We start from the raw sequence: 20471 nt of genomic DNA on the forward strand, positions 1-20471 counted from the left end.
TTGACTCTTCACACATTAGCTTCATAACACTATGACTGTCACCACATCTACCATTGATGATCTGATTAGAAATCAAAACCCTTTTGCAGGACATATTGTGGTCAGACCGCAACAAATATGGGGTAAAAGTTTTCCTGATGTTCCCTCAATTAATGCTCATGCTTCTAATGCAGTTTTTGATGCTGTTGATAAAGTCCGTAAACGCAAACGTGAAACTGTAGGTATCACAATTACAGCAGAAAAAGGGTTAGGTAAAAGCCATATTATTAGTCGGATTCGCCACCAATTACAGACAGGGGATGGTAGCTTATTTATCTATATGAGTAAGTATGATAACTTGAATCAAATTAAGTCTCTGTTTCTGCAAAGTGTCGCATCTAGTCTCAGAGCTTTTGGTAGTCAAAAAGTAATGCAATGGCAGGAAATTGCAGCAGCTTTAATTAACGAAGCCAAACAGTGGGAATATACACCACAACAGTATATTAATATGTATCCAGGTTGGTTGAGCCAACACTCAAGTAAGGCGATAGTTCATTTGACAGAAAGTGTTCTGAAAGTCAAGCCTGAAATAACCAACCCTTACATAGTGAAAGCAATTTTATGGACACTTTCTCCAGCCCATATTAATTATGCAAGCTATTGGTTATCTGGTTTGGAATTAGCACAATCACAAGCTGAAGAAATGGGGTTGCCAAATCCTAAAAGTGAAGATAGAGAAGCTGAAGCATTAAGCACTGTTCGTCAAATTCTAGATATCACTAGTAATTATCGAGTTCCAGTGATTTGTTTTGACGAATTAGATATAGCCGATGCTGCTGATAATGGATTTTTAGCAGCACAAGTTATTGCAAATTTAGTTAAGGATTTATATAACAGTCTAAAACAAGGTGTTTTATTGTTAGCAATGTATCCTCGTACCTGGGAAGACCAAATTAAGGCTTTACCAGAAGCGGAAGCAGTTATAGATAGATTAGCAAGTGAACAAGTTGAGAGGCAACCAATTGCATTAAAGTATCTCAATTCTGATGATATCGTTGCTCTAGTTAGTCAATGGTTACAAGATTTTTATGAGGAACATCAACAAATCCCGCCTCATCCTCTCTATCCATTTGATGAAACTAAACTCAGAGAACTTGGTAAGAGTAGACCTACTGTAAGGTCAGTTTTAAAATGGTGTGCAGAGAATTTTGTACCTCCTTTACCTCCAGGTGGGAAAAGATTACCGCCTACACCATTACCTGTAATACCGCCTACACCACCAGCACATCCAGTTAAACCGTATTTTGATAATGAATTAGTACAAGTTGAGGCTTCTATTGATTCATTAATGGAAGAAAAAGCAACAATTGCTGATGCCCTTTGGCTGGCTTTCACTACCTTAACTGGTGAAACTGTAGAAGGAGTTAAAATTGAAGAAATTGAAGAAATTCAAGTTAGTACGGCAGACCAACGCTTTATCGATTTTAAAATTATCGGCAGTAAGGGAAAAGTGAGGATTGGAGTAAGCGTAGTTCAGCAAGATGGTCAGTTTATAGGTGCTGCATTAAAGCGGCTAACTGATTACAGAAAATTTAATATAACTCGCGGTTGCTTGGTGCGATCAAAGAAAATTAATTCAGGTGCAAAATTAGCTAGAGAACGTCTAAGAATACTCTTACAAGAAAAGGGTGGAGAATGGGTAGGCTTGCAAAGCCAAGACATTAAACCTCTTTTAGCTATCTACTTTGTTTGGTATAACAGTGAGAGTTACGAACTCACAGATCAACAGATATTTGATTTTATCGGTCAAGAAAAACTAGCAATAAATAATCCTTTGATTCGAGAAATACTCAGCGATCCTTCTGGGCAAGAACCTACTAATTTAACTGATGATGGATTACCTATTAGTATTCCTCAGCCTATTGCTAATGCTGATAATATCGACCTAAATCTATAGCTAACTAGAAATGAATCAGCAGTTTTCAATTCCAACAGCACTATGTCTACCCGTCCCTGATATTGAAGCTTTAATACAGGGACGAACAATTGCAGCTTTACCCAAAATGTTTATTCGTCCTGGGCAGAGATTTGCACTTTATCCTGCTGACTCTTCAGTTTCAATTAAAGCTTGGGCTAAATGTGAACTTTGCCAAATTTTAGACGAGACTAAGCCATTAGATATTTTGTCTAAATTAACAATATGGACACCAAAAGTATTAAAGGAGATACTACAAAAACAACAGTATCTTTTCCTGGCTTACTTGCGCGTCTATCAGTTATCTGAGTTGCAAGAAATATCAGTTAATCCCAACATTCAGGAAAAGTTAGGAAAATTTGTTAGTTTACCTAATTCTCTAACGGTTTCTGAAGAAAAGCCAGTAATAAACGATCGCACCTTCGCCCAACGCAAACGCCAATTAGAAAAGCTAGAACCCCCGCTACATCCTGAATTGGAGGAATTGCAGAGTGCGATCGCATCCCTAAGCATTAGCCAACCAGCAGCGAAACAATTAGACGACGATATCAAAGTATTCTTAGGTTGGAGTAGTGACAAGCTAATTACACAACCCGACTCAAATTTAGCTTGGATAAATGATATTGCAAAATTGGGCGATCGCAGCATAGAAAAAGATGAGGGTAAAAGCAACTATCAAGCTGGTACAGATTTTGAAATCATCGCACACCGTAGCCTTAATTTTTTAGGATTCAAAGTTGAAGAAAACTACAAAGGCGGTGCAGGTGGCTTAGACTTATTTTGCTCACAACCTTATCCTCTTGTTTGCGAATGTAAAGCAGGTAAAAGCATTCCTGATCGTGCAGTAGAAGAATTAGATAGGATTGGTAAAAGGCATCTTAAAGAAAATTATCTTCAAGCTATGCGGTTGATTATTGGCCCAGGCCAACCAACTAAAAATCTGAAAGAATCTGCTCAGATATCTAAAATCAGTATTATAAATGTAATGACTCTACAAAAGCTAGTTGAATTAAAGGCAAAATATCCAGGTGCTATTAACTTAGTCGAATTGCAGCAATATCTAGAACCTGGGCAAATTGACTATAAAATTGATGAATATATTGATAAAGCTGAGAGAGAGATTAAGTTGCGATCGCACATTGTTCAGCTTGTCAAAAACTATTTAGAAAACTCAGGTATAGAATCTGCTGGTGTTGAATCTCTACATGGTGCGTATTTTGGCTCACATCCGCCACAGCCAATAAAAACACTAGAAATGCACGAAATTCTGATTGAACTTTCTTCACCATTAACAGGATATTTGGGGCGAATTAAGGGTAGTGATTGGAAGAGCGATCGCTTTTACTTTCTCCGCGATTTACTTATTAACTAAATGTAGCAAAATATATCCCTTTTCTTCCCTTCGCGCTCTTTGCGTACTTTGCGGTTCGTTTCAAAATAACTGAAGTGCAGATTGTTTTGCGGTTGATTCATTCATAAATAATTAATACTATCTATTGACTTAATTTTATTTTATGATAAATAACAAAAAGCTTAGTTCAGGCAACTCCAGGTATCGTAATCCTTAATCTTTTTCTCAGTAAATGTTATTTAGAGTGACAAACTTTACAAAAAATTTATACTGATCCACTATGTAGCTTCATTTACATGAGATAGTGGATTTAGTACTGTCGAAGAAACACATTATACTTACTACACTGGTATTCATTGATCGCAAACATCTACCAAGTTTAAAGCTTAGGCAAATGACCCATGTATTATCAAATTTGGAATTTCTTTCTTAAAGAAGATAAATACATTTATTGGAAAGATAAAATAAAAGTTAACAAAAACTTTGACAAAGTTACATGGCAAAAAATTATTGATTTTTTGTCACTAGTAGAGCAAACTTTCCAGTTAAAAAGGCAGCTAGCAGAAACCGATAGCCTTGAGCCATTTCTCAAGCTAGCAACAGAAAATGGTTACAATTTAACAGCAGAAGAACTTGCCTGGTTTCTAGTTACGAGAAGACAGATTTGGGATCTTTTTGATTTTGCACAAAAAACGCCATCTCTCAAAGAAGAATTGCTAATAGCTAAAGATCCACAGCAGTTTGTTGATATCGCTGCCGAAAACGGCTATTACTTTTCTGTAGATGAGTTAGCTTGGCTGTTAATTGAAATCAAATCATCTTCGGATTTAGTATCTATTAACAACAGCGTTGGAGAGATTCTCACGGTTTCAAGCTACGGCAGTATTGAAATAGGATACTGGATTTGGCTGGCAGAACATTGGGGAATCGTACCGCCATTCTGTCATCGAGATAAGCCAGGTACTTTTTTATGTCAAAATATCAACAATCCTTTTTTACCCGATCGCTGTTTCTTACCCAAGAGTTACTTTAGTCAACGCCTCATGGTAACTAGGGGTTGCTGAAAAATTTCTGAGGATGCTTTAATCGTAACGGCTGGCGTTTTGTCGGCTAAATTGCCAATGGGAGTTTCATCGGTTTTTAGCAATGCCGATCAACGGCTGTTAACCTTCTGAAGGTGACATTTGAGTAACAGTTAGACACGACGATCGCTCCCTTATGATTTTCTGAAAATTTAAAAATAAGTCTTAAGATAGATTGACAATATATTTATTTGCTCAAATTATCCCCCCTTCGTAGGAAACTGGTTATAATTACTTTCCATCTCTATCAGAAATCAAATTATCGTATAGACAGTATTTATATGGGACGTGTTCGTTCTAAATCTGACCTACCGACAAAAATCTGTCCGGTATGTCAACGTCCTTTTACATGGCGGAAAAAGTGGCAGGATTGCTGGGACGATGTGAAATACTGCTCAGAACGTTGTCGTCGTCGCCGTTCTGAAGCGAAAACTTAAAGGGACTGGGGACTGGGGACTGGGAACTAGGGAATGGGGAATGAATTCTTCCCAATACCCAATCCCCAATCCCTAATCCCCAGTCACTAATGAAACCAACCGCAATACAGACGCAAATAGCGCAAGAGATTAATGGAGTTACAGGTGCAACCTAAATTAATTATTCATGGCGGGGCTGGTAGTTCTCTCCACGGTAAAGGAGGATTGGAGGCAGTGCGCCGATCGCTCTATACAGTAATAGAAGAAGTCTATTCTCTACTATTGTCAGGATCGACTGCCTCTGAAGCAGTGGTGCATGGTTGCCAAATGCTTGAAGACAACCCCCGCTTTAATGCTGGTACTGGTTCAGTATTGCAATCTGATGGTCAAATTCGCATGAGTGCTTCCCTGATGGATGGTGCATCAGGGCGGTTTAGTGGTGTGATTAATATCTCACGGGTGAAAAATCCCATTGATTTAGCGCAGTTTTTACAAAGTTCACCAGATCGAGTGCTATCAGATTTCGGATCGGCTGAGTTGGCGCGGGAAATGCAAATTCCCAGCTATAACGCTTTAACCGATTTGCGGTTACAAGAGTGGATACAAGAGCGCCAAGATAATTTTAAAAGTACAATGGCTGGCGTGGTAGCAGAACCCGAACTTTTAGAAACCAGCAATGCCGGACGCGGCACTATCGGTGTAGTAGCTTTAGATACTTATGGTAAGCTAGCTTCTGGCACTTCCACTGGTGGTAAGGGCTTTGAGCGAATTGGACGGGTAAGTGATTCTGCGATGCCCGCAGGTAATTATGCGACTAGTAATGCTGGTGTAAGTTGTACTGGCATTGGCGAAGATATTATTGATGAGTGTTTAGCCGCACGGATTGTAGTGCGTGTCACTGATGGGATGTCTCTGAAGGATGCCATGCAGCGATCGCTTGCAGAAGCGCACCAGAACAAACGGGATTTAGGAGCGATCGCCTTAGATGCTAGTGGAGCGATCGCTTGGGGTAAAACTAGCGAAATTTTACTTGCCGCCTATCACGACGGCGAAAAAATTGGTGACACCTTGGAATGGAATGATAGTGAATTGATCGGCTATTGTTGAATCGGTTCCAGCGCTGAGGCTAAAGTTTCTTGCTGGTCAGCCATTGCAGCTAATTCTTGGGTTTCATAACACCCTTAAGAACTTCCGACAAATAAATTATCCAATCTTGTGGGGTGGGCATCTTGCCCGCCCTATGCAACTTGAATGCCGATTAGCTTATCCATTAATTCTGCCTGATTCAAGTAAAAACTACCGGATTGGCGGCGCTTGTTTATTTTATTGATTTTACGCACCGTAATTTTTATATAAACAAACTACTAATTTTCTATCGATTTGTCGTAGTATAAATTTCATTATCTGAAAAAAGCTTTTTTTGACGGTTGCCAGCCGTTGAAGGCTAATTATGAGCAATCAGTAGTGCATTACGAGTAAAAACGAGGAAATCCATTAACATGACTGAGAAACTTGCACAAACGCAATATCCTGTTCATGACTTCATCCGTAGTCGCTGGAGTCCTAGAGCCTTTGCCGACCGTCCCGTAGAGCAAGAGAAGCTTCTATCTCTGCTAGAAGCAGCTCGTTGGGCCCCTTCTTCCTACAATTATCAGCCTTGGAGTTTTATCGTTGCTACCAAAAACGACCCGACGGAATATAACCGTCTACTCAGTACTCTGGTTGAGTTTAATCAAGGGTGGGCGAAAAATGCTCCTGTCCTAATCCTGGCTGTTGCTAAAGTCCGCTCTGAGGATGGCAAAACCAATCGACACGCGTTTCACGATGTCGGTCTAGCATTAGAAAACCTCATTCTTCAAGCAACCTCTTTCGGTTTGTTTGCCCATCAAATAGCCGGATTTAATGCAGACAGCGCCAGGGAACTATACCAAATTCCAGATGACTACGAACCTGCTACTGTCGTCACGGTTGGCTATCCTGGCGATCCAGAGACTCTTTCTGATGGACTACGCGAACGGGAACTAGCAGCCCGTGTCCGCAAACCTTTAAAGGAATTTGTCTTTACTGGACAGTGGGGAAATAGTTCACCTTTGTTGAGTAATTAATTAGGTTGTAGAGATGCGAAATTCCTTTGGGAAAACTTCGCGTCTCTACGATTAAAAAATTTATCAAAACAGAATTCAGAATGAATGTTATGCGACTGGCGAATAACGTAGTGTTAGCGAGTCCGCGATAGCGATTATTTTCGAGTCGCATCTTGATTCTGACTTCTGAATTCTGAATTCTTCTTCAAGCAATAGTTTTACTATTTTAGCTCCCTAAAATTATGAATCATAAATTCAGTAGGGGTCAGATTTTTGCTGGGTCGTTGCTTAGTATCTTGTTGCTAAGTGCTTGTTCTACCCCAAAGGCTGAATCTCCAACTACCTCTACTCCAGCAGCGACAAGTAGTGCTGCTAGCGATACCTTACGACTTCTTTATTGGCAAGCACCAACTATTCTCAATCCCCATTTAGCTCAAGGTAGCAAAGACTTTGAAGCAAGTCGAATTACTTATGAACCTCTAGCCAGCTTTGATAAAGATGGTAAGCTAGTTCCCTTTCTAGCAGCAGAAATCCCATCTTTAGAGAATGGTGGAGTCGCCAAAGATGGTAAATCAGTAACTTGGAAACTCAAACAAGGAGTCAAATGGTCTGATGGTAAACCTTTCACTGCTGCGGATGTGGTGTTTACTTACCAATTTGTTAGTAATCCAGCAGTAGGTGCAACTACCGCTGCAAATTATCAAGCTATCAAAAACGTCGAAGCTATTGACGACTACACCGTTAAAATCAATTTCCAAAATCCTAACCCGGCTTGGTCGCTGCCGTTTATTGGTTCCAATGGGCCAATCCTACCTCGTCATATTTTTGAGCCATACAGCGGTAGCAAAGCTAGGGAAGCTCCAGCTAATTTAATTCCTGTTGGTACTGGCCCTTATAAAGTAGTGGACTTCAAACCTGGTGACATTGTTATCTATGAAGCTAATTCCTTTTTTCGGGAAGCCAATAAGCCTTTTTTTAAGCGAGTAGAACTTAAAGGTGGTGGGGATGCTGTCTCTGCTGCCAGAGCCGTATTGCAGACTGGAGATGTAGATTTTGCTTGGAATCTCCAAGTAGAAGCTCCAATCCTTAAGCAGCTGGAGGCAGCAGGAAAAGGTAGATTAGATATCAGCTTCGGCTCTTTTTTAGAGCGGATTGCGATTAATCAGACTGATCCTAACAAGCAAACAAAAGATGGTGAACGTTCTAGCTTAGAGTTTCCCCATCCCTTTTTTAAAGACTTGAAAGTGCGTCAGGCTTTTAATTATGCCATTGACCGTAACACCATTAACCAACAGTTATATGGTCAAACTGGTCGTGCTGTGACAAATATCTTAGTAGCACCAGATACCTATAATTCGCCTAATACCAAGTATGAATTTAATCTGAAAAAAGCTGCTGATTTGCTCGATGAAGCTGGATGGAAAGATACCAATGGCAACGGCATTCGGGATAAAAATGGTGTAGAACTAAAGGTTTTGTTTCAGACTTCTGTCAACCCAGTCCGCCAGAAAACGCAGGAAATCATTAAACAATCGCTAACCTCTATTGGCGTGGGGGTAGAACTCAAGAGTATCGATTCAAGTATTTTCTTTTCTAGTGACCCTGCTAATCCAGATACTCTTGCTCACTTTAACGCTGATTTGCAAATGTTTAGTGGTGGAAATAGTAATCCAGACCCAGGTACTTATCTAAAGGCGTGGACTTGTAATGAGATTCCCCAGAAGAAAAATAATTGGTCGAAACCGAATAGTTCTCGTTACTGTAACCCTGAATACGATAAGCTTTGGCAACAGTCTAATACAGAGTTAGACCCACAAAAACGCCGGCAATTATTTATTCAAATGAACGATTTGTTAATTAAGGAGCAAGCTGTGATTCCTCTAATTTCTCGCGCTAATGTTAATGGAGTAAGTAACAGACTCATTGGTATAGATGCAACACCTTGGGATGATCGTACCTGGAATATTAAGGATTGGCGGCTACAGTAAGTGACTGGGTACTGGGGATTGAGAAAGGGGTTCAAACTTATTTGCAGACATTTTTGGCATAACAGGTACGCAAGAGCCGTATTTTTAAGTAACTTTTCACTCTCTCCCCATTTTCAGGGCAGTACTGCTTTTTGCAGTCGGGGTATAAAATATCCTCCTATTCCTATTCCTACTGTTTATTAATCATTTTTACTGGAGGAGACTGAAAAACTAGCTAATTTCAGCAATGCTGCAACTCGCATTTCTGTAGCAGGGTGACTGGAGAATAAGTTACCCAAAAATTGCCCAGAGATGGAATTGATAATTAATAACGGCTCATAAGCTGGATTGGCATTTAAAGGTACTTGCTTTGCTGAAGCTTCTAAGCGTTGCAATGCTCTAGCTAAGGCGCGGGGATTACCAGTTAATCTCGCAGAACCCGCATCAGCAGAGAATTCTCGTGTGCGCGAAATTGCTAGCTGAATGATTGTCGCAGCCACCGGCGCAAGTAATACTGTTAATAAAACTCCTATTGGATTTCCACCTCTGTTGTCATCTCGTGAACCACCGCCAAACCATAGGCTGTAACTAACCATTTGGGCTAGAAATGAGATAGCACCAGCCACAGTAGCAGCAACGGCTTGTGTGAGGGTATCACGATTAATAATATGAGTCAGTTCGTGGGCGATAACGCCTTCGAGTTCATCCTCTGGCAATAGATTTAAAATACCTTCAGTGACAGCTACAGCAGCGTGTTCGGGATCGCGCCCTGTTGCGAAGGCGTTAGCACCTTGGCTTGGAACAATATAAACTCTAGGCATGGGAATGTTAGCGCGATCGCTCAATCTCTGCACCATCCGATAAAGTCCTGGTGCTTCCCTTTCACTTACCGGCTGTGCCTGGTATACTGCTAGAGCAATTTTATCTGATTGATACCAAGAAAACAGATTTGTTACTGCTGCCAAGCCAATGCCGATAATCAAACCACTAGAACCGCCAATTACCCAGTAACTAATTGCTATCAAAAGACCACTTAACGCAGCAAGCAAAGCAGCCGTTTTCAATTGATTTGTCATATTTTTGCTCTCCTGCTAATGCTGTGTAAATTTTTAAGAAAACAGCATTACTTCAGCTACATTTTGATTTTATCTAGCTCAATTTAGATATATGGTAGAGAAAACCTATCAGATAAGTACGGTTTTCCTACTTAACTTTTAAGAATACTAATTTAGTTGTTTTTGATACGTATCTAATTTCCATAAGATAGATATGAAAAACACATCTATCTATAGAAATAAATTTTTGATATCGGCAGAAATGATTAAGTGCAATGCATACACCATTAGTTAAGATTCAGTTACTTATAGAGATTCTGAGTCTATTCCTTGTGCTTGATATATTTGTTGGGAAAATAGCTGAAAATCTAATTCGCACGTCTTCAAAGCTTCAGTGGCTTGTGAGGATTTTGGGGCATCAAACAAATCGCGATCGCGGATTTTTGGCAACCAAGAACGCAGTTTAGTTAGTTCCGCTTCATTCTCTTCCAGTTCTGCAAAAGTGAGGTTACTTATTTTCCGTTCCTCGCTCAATTCGCTATGGAAATCTCGACATTGCCCCAAAAACTCTTGATATTCTTGGTCTGCCTGCTGTTGAAAACGCTCTATTAACATAGCATTTTGCTGAGGTTCGTCAATCCAAATAGTTAACAAATCTGCTTCACCGCCACCTGCTATAATGTCTGCTTTCAATTCTTCCAAATGGCTCTGCAAGTCTTTTCGCTGTGGTAGCAAGCATACCGACTGCTGTAGATAAAGTGCGCCCAATCCCTTAAGTTTACGCCAAACATACACCCGCTGCGTTGAAGGCTGTGCGGGTACTTTGTAGACTAATAGGTTCCAAGATTCTCTATCCATAGAGGTATTGTAACAAGTGTTGCATTCGATTTAATTTATTGTTAGGTTGATTGATGAAACATCTGTTGCATTTAAAAAATTATGAATGTAAACTATCAAGTTGGCAGCATTGACTGGAGTCCCATTATCCAAAGGATGGAACCTCAGGGGAATTGTCACTTACCCGCATATCCAGGGGATTTGAAAACTGTTTTACTGAACCATGCTGGTTTAGCTCAACATCCTCAAGGCGAGAAAGCCTATCAGATGGCGAGAGAAATTGCCCGATTGACTACCTTCAGTGATGCAGAAATCACCTATTGGTTCTCAAGAATTATAGAACTGATTTAGTAATACTATTTTCCAAAATCTTTGCAGCAAATAAATCAGCTGTAAGGGTGTACATATCTATCACTATAAGATGTAGCAGAAATAGGCAATATGCAGCTACAAAATAAACTTGTCCAGAAAATTCCTCGGACTGTTTGGGTTTTGGGGTTTGTCAGTCTGCTGACAGATATTAGTTCTGAGATGATTCATTCTGTGTTGCCCTTATTTCTAGTGTCAGTTTTAGGGGCGAATATCTGGACTGTGGGCATCATTGAAGGTATTGCAGAAGCAACGGCTTCAATTTTAAAAGTCTTTTCGGGAGTATTGAGTGATTATTTAGGACATCGTAAAGGATTAGCGGTGTTTGGGTATGGATTATCAACCTTTGTAAAACCTCTATTTGCTGTAGCTATTAGTCCAACTGGGGTGTTAATAGCTCGATTTGGCGATCGCATTGGTAAAGGTATCCGGGTAGCGCCCCGCGATGCTTTGGTTGCCGATTCAACTAACGCAGAGGTACGCGGTGCAGCTTATGGATTGCGTCAATCCCTCGATACTATCGGAGCATTTTTAGGGCCTTTGGCAGCGTTCATCCTGATGGCTGCTTCCCAAAACAACTTCCGCCTGGTTTTTTGGCTAGCACTCATCCCTGGATTCTTCGCAGTGGCTTTATTAACAGTGGGAGTGCGCGAACCAAGAACAAGTAAAACTCAAGGAAACCGAAGCAATCCTCTGCAATGGCAAGCTTTACGCAGTTTGGGTAAAGGATACTGGGTGCTTGTAGTAGTGGCGTTGCTATTCAATTTAGGCAACTCCAGCGATGCTTTTTTATTGCTGCGAGCTGAACAAACAGGTATTTCTGCTTCACTCATCCCATTAACATTAGTGGTGATGAACATCGCCTATTCATTCAGCGCCTACCCAATAGGAATACTTTCCGATCGCGTAGGTAAATTTGGGCTACTGGTAAGCGGATTTCTCCTATACGCCCTAGTGTATCTAGGCTTCGCTTTCGTGCAGACACCTTGGCAAGCCTGGGGATTGTTTGCCCTTTATGGTTTGCATTTGGGTATGAGTCAAGGATTGTTGTTGGCACTAGTGGCAAATAGTATACCTGCAAATCTGCGCGGCACTGCTTTTGGCTTCCTTAACTTGGCTGTAGGATTAGCGCTTTTACCCGCCAGCCTGCTAGCTGGTGGCTTGTGGCAAACACTTGGAGCAGAGGCAACATTTATAACTGGAAGCTTGTTTGCGATCGCTGCTGTCTTATTGCTGGTAATTAATAGAAAAAAATATTTGCAAATATAAGGCTTTAATCTATATCTTGAACAAATGGTTTCAACCGGGCTGTAACTCGTAATTTACTAAGTCTTCGCACCAGTAACATAGCTTGTTGTTTATATAATACTACTGGTAACTGTCCAGGCAAATTATGCATAAACTCTCTAGCTACGCCGATATTGCATCCCGATATTATACTTATTTCATTTGAAATTATTTAGGTAAATAAGATGAATCATTAGCGTTATTTAATACACGACGATATAAGGTACTTAGTTCATGTATACGCCATTTATTGACCCAGTTATCACTCATTTTAACTTGACGCTTTACTACCCGAAATTGGCGTTCATCCAGTTGGAAATATCCAAGATTATCATCTCCAAGGGCTGCGATAGCAAAGCCAGAAGCAGAAATTTGATTTGGCTCAAAGGCAATAAAATTACCAAGAGTTTGACTTAAAAGTTGATTGAGATTTTGTTTGTCAGAACGTACAACCAAGCGAACTTGAGGATTTAAAAGCCTTGCAGCAAAAATGGTACTATTAATTTAGATAATTAATGGCGATGGAGCTCGCCAAAACCGCCTTTCCAGCGCGATAAACTCTCTTCTGGAAGGCTGATGGCTCCTACTTTCCTTGCTAACTGCGGGAGAGTAGGGCTTGGCTAAATGCATTACCTGACTCTCCTGTAGAAAGTATTTGTCTACAAATCGCACTTCAAGGAGTCATGGGATGAAACACTTTCGTCAGTTTGAACCATTTATTGCCTTACCCCACTTAATCAAGTGGCTGCCTATTTCCTTTGTGGTTGGTATTTTTGCTGGAACTGCTTCGGCGGTTCTTTTAGCATCATTGGAATGGGCAACTGATTGGCGAGAATCGCATCGGTGGATTATCGCCTTGCTTCCTCTTGGCGGCTTCTTGAGTGGTTGGATTTATCATCAATTCGGTCGGACTGTAGAAGCTGGAAATAACCTTTTACTAGAAGAAATTCATAACCCCAAAAATATTATTCCCTTCCGTATGGCTCCTCTTGTTTTACTAGGAACAGACCTCACCCATTTTTTTGGAGGTTCAGCCGGTCGTGAAGGTACAGCATTACAAATGGGTGCTTCTTTGGCAGATCAGTTAACTAAAATATTGTATTTTAAAGGCGCTAATCGGCGAATTTTGTTAACAGCAGGTATCAGTGGAGGATTCGCTTCCGTTTTCGGTACTCCCTTAGCTGGAACAGTATTTGGTTTAGAGGTTTTAGCCATTGGGAAAATTCATTACGATGCTCTTTTTCCTTCTTTGATTGCTGCGATCGTAGGGAATCAAGTAACTTTACTATTAGGTTTGCACCATACAGCATACCGACACGCTCCGTTAATACCACCGCTCACAATTTGGGGACTGATTTCTGCAATTATTGCAGGTGTAATCTTTGGAATAGTTGCAAGATTTTTTGCGAAAGTAACTCACCAAATCAGTCACTTGTTTAAAGCAAAGATATCTTATCCTCCAATGCGTCCTTTGATAGGCGGTGCGATCATCGCAATAATTGTTGGATTGAGTGGAACAACCAAGTATATTGGGCTTGGTATTCCAACTATTGTTGATTCCTTCTACAATCAGCTACCTCCTTGGGATTTTGCAGCAAAATTAGGTCTGACTGCTTTAACTCTAGGATCAGGTTTTAAGGGTGGAGAAGTGACACCTTTGTTTTTTATTGGTGCAACTTTAGGTAATGCTTTATCGCTGCTTTTAGCATTACCTGCACCGCTGTTAGCAGGAATGGGATTTGTGGGTGTATTTGCGGGTGCAGCAAATACACCTTTGGCATCTACTTTAATGGGAATTGAACTATTTGGTCTGGAATCGGGAATATTTATTGCTATTGGCTGTGTAGTCAGCTATTTATTTTCAGGACATTCTGGAATTTACTCGGCACAGCGTATTGGGTTGAGTAAATACTCTGCTGTATCTTTAGAAGAAGGGATAACTTTGGCAAATTACGGACGAGAAAAAGTTGAGCCAAAAATTGATTTACCTGATGGTGGCGGAGAAGTATGAGTTCTAATAGTGATTATGGGTTTATCGTAAATTAATGGGTTTAAGACCCCTACATCTAGATGTAGTACCCATTTTAGTCGGGGTTTGTCTTGAGAAATCGCTCCACTTGGGATGCATCCCAAGACCGCGTTTCTCGCTAAGTCCCCGTCTGAAATGTCTTTAATTTTGAATTTTGTTAGCGCAGCGTAAAGCCTTCTCTACGAGAGGCTCCGCCAACGGCATGGCTTCGCTTAGAGCGAGTCATCGAGCGTCATTTTGAATTTTGAATTGTTAAGTCTCCTGGTTTATAGAATGACCCTTCTCGTGTTGAGCGAGTTGACAGACTCATTAGTTCGCATAGAAGCGATCGCAATATGGTTCGGTTAAGGTTTTTTGATTAAAATTATAGATCTCAAAGATGCGATAAATTGCCGTCTCTACAAAAGACTTCTTATTGTAAGTACGAGGATTCATCGCTTCTTTTGTCTTAATCAAAAAGTATTGAAAGCGATCGCTATTATATTATCGTTATTTTAAAGTGGCTCAGGTCGGAGTTGAACCAACGACCCCAGGCTTATGAGTCCCGTGCTCTAACCAACTGAGCTACTGAGCCATGTTTTTCCAAATCACCTACTAATATAGCATATAAATTTGCTCAATACTAGATCCTTTTACAATTTTATTAGAATATTCATCCCTATTGAAGACATGAAAAGCAAAAGAGGGAGGTAAACTCCCTCAACGAACAAGGCAATAATTTAGTTACAGACAGCTAAGAATTACAGGCGTTGCGGTAGGAAAGCTATTGGGTTAACAGCGCCCTTACCTGGTGGATGGACTTCAAAGTGGCAGTGTGTACCAGTGCTGTGACCAGTAGTACCCATTAAAGCAATTATTTCTCCTTGATGTACCTGCTGACCCGGTTGCACCAGAATCTTGCTGTTATGAGCATAGCGGGTCGAACTGCCATCAGGATGGTGGATTTCGACGAGGTTGCCATAGCCACCATTGTTCCAGCCAGCTTTTTCTATCGTACCGTCAGCAGAGGCAACAACTGGCGTGCCAGTGGAGTTAGCAATATCAATCCCCTTGTGAGGTCTTCCCCAGCGCATACCAAAGCCAGAGGTGAGAGTGCCCTTCGTTGGCCAAATATAAGCCAAGGTTGAAGTAGATGGAGGAGGTGTAAGTTCGTCAATGGGTCTGGGCAGATATTGATCCACTGCTGCCAAAGGCGGCATTGTCTGTGGAGAAACTGTTGTTCCCCGCATCTTTCCTAAGGAGTCAGAGGCATTGACTCTTACCGAAGGTGTTGCAATCCTTGTGGCAGATTGAGTGCGAGAGGGAGTCCATTGACTAGCAGACCCTAGATTAGGCAGGAACTCTGGGTTTACTGGTTCGCTAGGACGAACACTAGTACGGAATTGGGGCTTAATTGGCTGAACGCTATAGTTGGATCTACTAATAGGTGTAGGAACTGGAATTGGTATCGCTACACTATTTGGTCTAGATACAGGGTTGGGTACGGGGAAATTATTAGGCGTAGCAACAGGAGTAAGCATCGCAGTATTATTAGCTTCAGTTGCTACTTCTGGCACAACTAAGTTCCCAGACTGTTGAGCGCGATATTTCTGCTGTAACCTCTGAATTTCCGCTTGTAAGCCCCGCAAACGGTCATTATTGTTATTGTTTGCCCTTGCTACTCTATTTGCTGGTGTTTTCGGCTGTTGCATTTCGGCAAAAGCTGTTGGCACTGGAGTGTCACCACCAACGCCATAAGACCTAGCTGTGGGGGAAGCTGTTTCTAAGTCGGTCGCACTATTTGCCTGAACCTGAACAGTTACCGGTGTAGGGACGGCAATGCGAGTGTTGTTGGTAATAGTTGGTGATGGTGAACTAGGTAGATATGAGTTAGCACTACCAATATTCAAAGGGTAGCTGGCTGCTTTTGGAGTTTGACTGGACTCTACAAAAATCGGCTTATTCGCTACAGTTGTCTCAACTTGAACAGCAGGAATAACTAGTTTTTGACTAATTTGCAGTTCATTTGGATTATTGAGGTTATTTGCCTTAACTAGTTCTGATACTGAAGTATTGTGTCTGCTGGCGATCGCTGCTAGTGTATCTCCAGGCTTAACTTCGTAGGCTGTATGGGTCGCAGAGGCAATAACTGTTGGTGTAGCTGGTACTGGTACAAATGCACTTGCCTGTGTCTTCTGTTTTAATTTCGATATCAGGTTCGCTTGGCTGGCATCGTCAGAAGTGTTCGGCTGGGCTAATACACTATTCTCAATCACAGTTGTCGGCTGTGCCAATTCTATATCAGTTTGTGATAATTTTTTGGTTTCCCCAGACTGCAACTGTGCCAGACTCTTTCTTAAACGGTTTGATTTTTCTTGTAAGCGATTTAGTGCGAACTCTTGTTGCGCCTTAAGTTGTGCATTTATTTCACTGTTGGCTGCGGTTGACGTTGCCACTGTTTGGGGCTGGGCAGTTAGTGATGCGTTTGTACCACCAACATCATCAGCACTATAGTCAGACAGATTATTGACTGTTGGGAAACTAGTCTCGGCTAAGGTATTGTTCAATCCCTGGGCCATTTGGGGCTTCAGGTAGGTGGAATTTTTATAAACTGCTGTTGTTTGAGAAAACGTGTTTGACGCCGGAACTTGCAAAGACATTCCACTCGCCGCGACTTGCCATTTAGCTTCAAGCCCGGGCACTTGTGAAACTGCCGTTGGTTCCACGATAACAGGATTTTCCGGCACGCTCGCTGATGAGACTGCTTGGGACTCCAGCTTTGTGGAGGCGAATTTCACCTCAGTGTCAGGAACAGCAGGAATCGTTGAGGTTGCCTTTTGGCTGCCTACTGGCACCGCTGCTTGGGCTTGATCGCTTTGTCGAGTCACCAAAAGGCTGGTTGCTCCCATAGAGATTGCCAAGCCAATCATGGCGGCTTTTGTCCGCACCCGGCGGTTAACTTTTGGATTCATCACATTTAGCAGTTCTACCGGGGCATCATCGCTGTTGGGGTTATTGTTCAACACAGCTTTTACTCTCTTTTTTAATGCTCGTTTCAAAGACGACCTCCTATGATCACTAGCGCTTAACTGACCTCGATTTTTCAGTTGGATACTAGTCAATGATTTAGATCACAACAAACGATAGATCGAGATCACATTCACCAGAGATGCTTACGCAAGATTAACCTGCTTCTCTGATTTAGACAAGTTCACATTTGTTAGCAAAACTTAAGATTTGCTGTGTTTACTTGTCCGAACCACTCCTAACACCACTTAGGACATTTTACTCTTGACCATTGTCCGCGCTTGTCTTGCGTCAATCGCGGGGACTGGACAAACCATTTGCCAAGTCCATAGTCGCTGCGGAGAATTCAGTTGCGGCGACTTCTGGAAAAGTCATGCCCCCTGCTGTAGATATCTTCAAGATATTTCTACGCCATCCGTCTTCTCAACACGAGACTTTACGTTGATTATTCCCTAAAAAACAACCGTATTAACTATCGGCTAGTTTTGGACTGTTTTCTGTACCTTATTGAGCAATAATAGCTCAAATCTAGTACATGAATAGGTTCTAGGGATTTTGTTCTTTGTTTAGGATGTTTCAAATTCATCAAAATCTATCATTCAAATTTGGCAATATCCCAAGTTTTATATACAAATTTCTTATAATAACCTTCCTATGCTTGTAAGTATCTTCCACTACATTTCGGGGATAAATCCAATTTTCGGTATATTGTTTTACATATTGTTGCTGTCACCAAGAAAATTTTTGCCGCCACAAATAAATCGCCTAATAGATTCTTGGACATTTCCTAAGTAAATACACTTAGAAGTATAAAGGTAAACAACTATTGTAAATAGCCTAACTGACGCCGGGTTTCAAATAATCCAATTGCCACACTGACTGACAGATTCAAACTGCGAACCCCCGGTTGGCTCATGGGAATATAGAGAGTAGCATCACAATCTGACAGAATTGCTGGTGGTAAGCCTGTGGTTTCACTACCAAATAGCAACCAATCATCAGCTTGAAATTGAAAGCTTACATAATTACAATTTCCACCAACCGTATAACCTAACCATCTGCCTCCACGCTCCTGATGTATGTTTTTAAAGGCTTCTAGCGATTCGTGATAGTGCAGTTTGACATAAGGCCAGTAATCTAAGCCTGCTCTTTTGAGGTAGCGATCGCTAATTTCAAACCCCAAAGGCCCCACCAAATGTAACTCTGTACCTGTAGCTGCACAAGTACGGGCAATATTACCTGTATTAGGAGGAATTTGTGGGTTAACTAAAACTACCTGGGGCATTGTCCGTATAATTTACGTATTGTATAAAACAATCTACTGTCAATGTTAAATCTACCAAAAGGTAGAGGTGATTCATAGGTTTTGTTAATAATAATCAAGTATCCTCCATCGATTAGATTTTTAAAACGAATCGTAAATCCTTCCAGAGCAATGCCTGAGAGGATATTTGCCTGAAATCGGTAAATATTAAGTTTTGTGTAGAAAAACTAAGTGCTTGTGTCTTTTTGTTTGAAGAGGGGAGTAGGGAGTAGGGGAAATGAGGAAGCAGAGGAAGAAAGAATAACTAAGGGATTTCCAACTAAAAAAATATTCCATCGTTGTGTGTGCGGAGGAGGCAGAGGAAGCAGAGGAGAAAGAATCTGCCACTATAAAAATGGGATAATTTATTTTCTGGAATTCCCTAATGCTCAATGCCCCATGCCCCTCAAGAGTGCTGAGTGGGGAATCTCATTTCTTTACTCAGGACTGGGAAATCGGAACTCGGAACTGTTTTGCCCAATGCCCCATGCCCAACACCTTTTGAGTTAAGCAAGCAAGGACGAACACAATTTGTTTTCGAGTTCGATTTCACGCTGTTGGGTGGCGATAATCGCCTGTGTGATGACGCGTTGACTGTCAAAACCGACTGTGTGTAATTGCAACCACTGTTGAGCTTCATTGCCTTCGCGGAGGATTTTGTGCAGAGGGGAAAGGAAACAGCTAAAGCCTTGTTGTTTAGCGATCGCCCAAACCTCTTGGTACATTTGAGCAATCCAATCTCTCGCTACAATGCTTCTGCCATCTTGCCAATGCCTCAAATGAGCATCGAGACTACCAGCCGCCGCCGCCGCTTCGTTCTCAGTAGTCAGGGTGACGAGTTCTTCAGGAGAGAAGGTACTTTGAGTTAAAGGATCGATGCTGGGATTTTCGATTACTTGCAATAAACGCGCTTCTAATAAGGCAGTAATGGCTAGCAAGGCAATGGGATCTGTGACTAAATCGCAAATTCGCAGTTCTAGGCGATTCAAGTTGTATGGACGGCGATCGCCATTTGGTCGAACTGATGCCCACAAATGCCGCACGTTTTGCATAGTTCCGGCAACGAGTTGATTTTCCACCCACTGGATATGATCGGCATGGCTGGCAAATAACGGCACATGGCTAGGCGTTTGCGGGAATAATCCCCAACGGGTGGAGTGATAGCCTGTAGTTTTGCCATCCAGGAAGGGAGATGAGGCGCTGAGGGCGAGAAATAGAGGTGCTTCCATGCGGATCACCCGACACGCCCGCATTAATACTTCTGGATCGCTGATGCCTATATTTATGTGGACGCTAGCGGTGACTACTTTCGTGCCGTAGGTGTTCTCGATGTAGTCATGATAGGGGTTTGCTGGATCGGAGCGGAGAAAGCGATCGCTCCCACCCAAAGATAAAGTACTCCCCGGTATCAGGGTGTAATCGCCCAAGCGACTGAGGTAGTTTCGTAACACTCGCCGGGGACGCAGCAAAGCACACAATAAATTATCGTAATTATGGGATGGTTGGGTTATGTATTCGACGTTGCGGCTATCTGGCTCCCGCATAAATTCACCCAACGCGGCAACAATTTTGTCGGAGAGACCGACGATTTCACCTTGAGGCGTGCCAGTGTACATCTCAATCTCAAAGCCTTTTAATAAGACCACTTTGTTCTCCTCGGCTCTCTCTGCCTATAAATTGTATCGAATTAGACGCATATCTGGATCTATTTTTTAGTTAATCAAAGGTTAA

General features: G+C 41.6%; 18 protein-coding genes, 1 tRNA gene and 1 riboswitch. Of the genes, 11 read left to right on the forward strand and 8 right to left on the reverse strand.

All coding sequences use genetic code 11. The features are described from left to right. Positions 1-31 precede the first annotated feature (31 nt). The 7 genes from V7L07_RS10945 (at position 32) to V7L07_RS10975 (ending at position 8875) form a co-directional block, all read left to right on the forward strand. Positions 32-1936, forward strand: coding sequence for a hypothetical protein (locus V7L07_RS10945; protein ID WP_335057642.1), 1905 nt, complete (start codon positions 32-34; stop codon positions 1934-1936). Positions 1937-1946: 10 nt separating this feature from the next. Further along, on the forward strand, positions 1947-3326 hold the full coding sequence (locus tag V7L07_RS10950; protein ID WP_335057644.1) for a DUF1802 family protein: 1380 nt from the start codon (positions 1947-1949) through the stop codon (positions 3324-3326). Between the two features lie 380 nt (positions 3327-3706). Beyond that, entirely contained in the window at positions 3707-4369 is a 663-nt protein-coding gene (locus V7L07_RS10955; RefSeq protein ID WP_335057646.1) for a Nif11-like leader peptide family natural product precursor, read from the forward strand. A 299-nt stretch (positions 4370-4668) separates the two neighbouring features. Further along, positions 4669-4824, forward strand: a complete 156-nt coding sequence (locus V7L07_RS10960; RefSeq protein WP_094341107.1) for a DUF2256 domain-containing protein — start codon at positions 4669-4671, stop codon at positions 4822-4824. A 132-nt stretch (positions 4825-4956) separates the two neighbouring features. Then, complete coding sequence (locus tag V7L07_RS10965; RefSeq protein WP_335057648.1) at positions 4957-5910, forward strand: isoaspartyl peptidase/L-asparaginase; 954 nt, start codon at positions 4957-4959, stop codon at positions 5908-5910. A 392-nt stretch (positions 5911-6302) separates the two neighbouring features. After that, on the forward strand, positions 6303-6908 hold the full coding sequence (locus V7L07_RS10970; RefSeq protein WP_335057650.1) for a nitroreductase family protein: 606 nt from the start codon (positions 6303-6305) through the stop codon (positions 6906-6908). 221 nt (positions 6909-7129) lie between these two features. Continuing rightward, complete coding sequence (locus tag V7L07_RS10975) at positions 7130-8875, forward strand: peptide ABC transporter substrate-binding protein (RefSeq protein ID WP_335057652.1); 1746 nt, start codon at positions 7130-7132, stop codon at positions 8873-8875. 179 nt (positions 8876-9054) lie between these two features. Here the strand turns inward: V7L07_RS10975 and V7L07_RS10980 are convergent, their stop codons facing one another. Both V7L07_RS10980 and V7L07_RS10985 read right to left on the reverse strand, forming a co-directional pair. After that, on the reverse strand, positions 9055-9930 hold the full coding sequence (locus tag V7L07_RS10980; protein ID WP_335057654.1) for a zinc metalloprotease HtpX: 876 nt from the start codon (positions 9928-9930) through the stop codon (positions 9055-9057). A gap of 285 nt (positions 9931-10215) precedes the next feature. Then, positions 10216-10767, reverse strand: a complete 552-nt coding sequence (locus V7L07_RS10985) for a Chromate resistance protein ChrB (RefSeq protein WP_335057656.1) — start codon at positions 10765-10767, stop codon at positions 10216-10218. Positions 10768-10848: 81 nt separating this feature from the next. Between V7L07_RS10985 and V7L07_RS10990 the strand changes: the two genes are divergently transcribed. Next, the gene (locus V7L07_RS10990; protein WP_334776089.1) at positions 10849-11097 is read left to right on the forward strand and encodes a hypothetical protein; all 249 of its coding nucleotides are present in this window, start codon (positions 10849-10851) and stop codon (positions 11095-11097) included. 90 nt (positions 11098-11187) lie between these two features. Next, the gene (locus V7L07_RS10995; protein WP_335057658.1) at positions 11188-12384 is read left to right on the forward strand and encodes an MFS transporter; all 1197 of its coding nucleotides are present in this window, start codon (positions 11188-11190) and stop codon (positions 12382-12384) included. A 4-nt stretch (positions 12385-12388) separates the two neighbouring features. On the opposite strand, the gene V7L07_RS11000 is transcribed toward V7L07_RS10995, so the two are convergent. Both V7L07_RS11000 and V7L07_RS11005 read right to left on the reverse strand, forming a co-directional pair. After that, complete coding sequence (locus V7L07_RS11000) at positions 12389-12514, reverse strand: hypothetical protein (RefSeq protein WP_335057660.1); 126 nt, start codon at positions 12512-12514, stop codon at positions 12389-12391. 56 nt (positions 12515-12570) lie between these two features. After that, complete coding sequence (locus tag V7L07_RS11005; RefSeq protein WP_335057662.1) at positions 12571-12858, reverse strand: hypothetical protein; 288 nt, start codon at positions 12856-12858, stop codon at positions 12571-12573. A 52-nt stretch (positions 12859-12910) separates the two neighbouring features. Further along, positions 12911-12995: riboswitch (Fluoride riboswitch) on the forward strand. 95 nt (positions 12996-13090) lie between these two features. On the opposite strand from V7L07_RS11005, the gene V7L07_RS11010 reads away from it, so the two are divergent. Further along, positions 13091-14413 carry a voltage-gated chloride channel family protein gene (locus V7L07_RS11010; RefSeq protein WP_335057665.1) on the forward strand — a complete coding sequence of 441 codons (1323 nt, stop codon included), beginning with the start codon at positions 13091-13093 and terminating at the stop codon, positions 14411-14413. Positions 14414-14931: 518 nt separating this feature from the next. On the opposite strand, the gene V7L07_RS11015 is transcribed toward V7L07_RS11010, so the two are convergent. Beyond that, positions 14932-15005, reverse strand: a tRNA-Met gene (locus V7L07_RS11015). Positions 15006-15171: 166 nt separating this feature from the next. Beyond that, entirely contained in the window at positions 15172-17469 is a 2298-nt protein-coding gene (locus V7L07_RS11020) for a peptidoglycan DD-metalloendopeptidase family protein (protein ID WP_335057667.1), read from the reverse strand. 239 nt (positions 17470-17708) lie between these two features. On the opposite strand from V7L07_RS11020, the gene V7L07_RS11025 reads away from it, so the two are divergent. Beyond that, positions 17709-17882, forward strand: coding sequence for a hypothetical protein (locus V7L07_RS11025; RefSeq protein WP_179068522.1), 174 nt, complete (start codon positions 17709-17711; stop codon positions 17880-17882). 378 nt (positions 17883-18260) lie between these two features. Here V7L07_RS11025 and V7L07_RS11030 read toward each other — a convergent pair whose 3' ends face one another. Continuing rightward, positions 18261-18722 (reverse strand): tRNA (cytidine(34)-2'-O)-methyltransferase, encoded by a 462-nt coding sequence (locus V7L07_RS11030; protein ID WP_335057670.1) that lies wholly within the window; start codon positions 18720-18722, stop codon positions 18261-18263. A 524-nt stretch (positions 18723-19246) separates the two neighbouring features. Further along, a complete protein-coding gene (gene gshA, locus V7L07_RS11035; protein ID WP_335057672.1) occupies positions 19247-20386 on the reverse strand; it encodes a glutamate--cysteine ligase in 1140 nt (379 codons plus the stop codon). Positions 20387-20471: the final 85 nt, after the last annotated feature.

This window comes from Nostoc sp., assembly GCF_036916985.1.
In the GTDB taxonomy this organism is placed as follows: Bacteria; Cyanobacteriota; Cyanobacteriia; order Cyanobacteriales; family Nostocaceae; genus Nostoc.